The following is a 2222-nucleotide window of genomic DNA, read 5'->3' as shown; positions in this document are numbered from 1 at the left end:
ACAAGCTGTGCCGAATTTCAATATCAGGCTACAGTAAAGCTCCACGGGGTCTTTCCGTCCTGTCGCGGGTACCTGCATCTTCACAGGTACTATGATTTCACCGAGTCTCTCGTTGAGACAGTGCCCAAATCGTTACGCCGTTCGTGCGGGTCGGAACTTACCCGACAAGGAATTTCGCTACCTTAGGACCGTTATAGTTACGGCCGCCGTTTACTGGGGCTTCGATTCGTAGCTTCGCAGAAGCTAACTACTCCTCTTAACCTTCCAGCACCGGGCAGGCGTCAGCCCCTATACATCACCTTACGGTTTAGCAGAGACCTGTGTTTTTGATAAACAGTCGCTTGGGCCTATTCACTGCGGCTCTTCTGGGCGTTAACCCTAAAGAGCACCCCTTCTCCCGAAGTTACGGGGTCATTTTGCCGAGTTCCTTAACCGAGAGTTCGCTCGCTCACCTTAGAATTCTCATCTTGACTACCTGTGTCGGTTTGCGGTACGGGCACCTGTTATCTATCTAGAGGCTTTTCTTGGCAGTGTGAAATCAACGACTCGAGGAAACAATTTCCTCTCCCCATCACAGCTTGACCTTATGAGTGCCGGATTTGCCTAACACTCAGTCTTACTGCTTGGACGTGCAATCCAATAGCACGCTTCGCCTATCCTACTGCGTCCCCCCATCGATTAAAACGATACTAGGTGGTACAGGAATATCAACCTGTTATCCATCGCCTACGCCTGTCGGCCTCAGCTTAGGACCCGACTAACCCAGAGCGGACGAGCCTTCCTCTGGAAACCTTAGTCAATCGGTGGACGGGATTCTCACCCGTCTTTCGCTACTCACACCGGCATTCTCACTTCTAAGCGCTCCACATGTCCTTGCGATCATGCTTCAACGCCCTTAGAACGCTCTCCTACCATTGTCCTACGGACAATCCACAGCTTCGGTAATATGTTTAGCCCCGGTACATTTTCGGCGCAGTGTCACTCGACTAGTGAGCTATTACGCACTCTTTAAATGATGGCTGCTTCTAAGCCAACATCCTAGTTGTCTGGGCAACGCCACATCCTTTTCCACTTAACATATATTTTGGGACCTTAGCTGGTGGTCTGGGCTGTTTCCCTTTCGAACACGGACCTTATCACCCATGTTCTGACTCCCAAGTTAAATTGATTGGCATTCGGAGTTTGTCTGAATTCGGTAACCCGAGAAGGGCCCCTCGTCCAAACAGTGCTCTACCTCCAATAATCATCACTTGAGGCTAGCCCTAAAGCTATTTCGGAGAGAACCAGCTATCTCCAGGTTCGATTGGAATTTCTCCGCTACCCTCAGTTCATCCGCTCACTTTTCAACGTAAGTCGGTTCGGTCCTCCATTCAGTGTTACCTGAACTTCAACCTGACCAAGGGTAGATCACCTGGTTTCGGGTCTACGACCAAATACTCAACGCCCTATTCAGACTCGCTTTCGCTACGGCTCCACATTCACTGCTTAACCTTGCATCAAATCGTAACTCGCCGGTTCATTCTACAAAAGGCACGCCATCACCCATTAACGGGCTCTGACTACTTGTAAGCACACGGTTTCAAGTTCTCTTTCACTCCCCTTCCGGGGTACTTTTCACCTTTCCCTCACGGTACTGGTTCACTATCGGTCACTAGAGAGTATTTAGCCTTAGGAGATGGTCCTCCCAGATTCCGACGGAATTTCACGTGCTCCGTCGTACTCAGGATCCACTCAAGAGAGTATATATTTTCGACTACAGGATTATTACCTTCTTTGATTCAACTTTCCAGATGATTCGTCTAATATATACTTTTGTAACTCCGTATAGAGTGTCCTACAACCCCAACAAGCAAGCTTGTTGGTTTGGGCTCTTCCCGTTTCGCTCGCCGCTACTCAGGGAATCGATTTTTCTTTCTCTTCCTCCGGGTACTAAGATGTTTCAGTTCTCCGGGTCTGCCTTCTGATATGCTATGTATTCACATATCGATAACATGACATAACTCATGTTGGGTTTCCCCATTCGGAAATCTCTGGATCAACGCTTACTTACAGCTCCCCAAAGCATATCGTCGTTAGTAACGTCCTTCTTCGGCTTCTAGTGCCAAGGCATCCACCGTGCGCCCTTAATAACTTAATCTATGTTTCCATCCTACAGGAAACGCGTTATTAATCTTGTGAGTGTTCTTTCGAACACTAGCGATTATTTCTTATGAATTCAAGCT

The 2222-nt window shown here is 48.3% G+C and carries 1 rRNA gene; it reads right to left on the bottom strand.

What is annotated here, in order from left to right:
• Positions 1-2137: ribosomal RNA gene (locus CD121_RS00775) — 23S ribosomal RNA — on the bottom strand; the annotation flags it as partial.
• Between the last annotated feature and the right edge of the window lie 85 nt (positions 2138-2222).

Origin of the sequence: Staphylococcus pasteuri (assembly GCF_003970495.1) — a bacterium.
GTDB classification, from domain to species: Bacteria; Bacillota; Bacilli; order Staphylococcales; family Staphylococcaceae; genus Staphylococcus; species Staphylococcus pasteuri.
The sequence above is the reverse complement of the archived record's forward strand: the minus strand, read 5'-3'. Positions and strand labels throughout refer to the sequence as shown.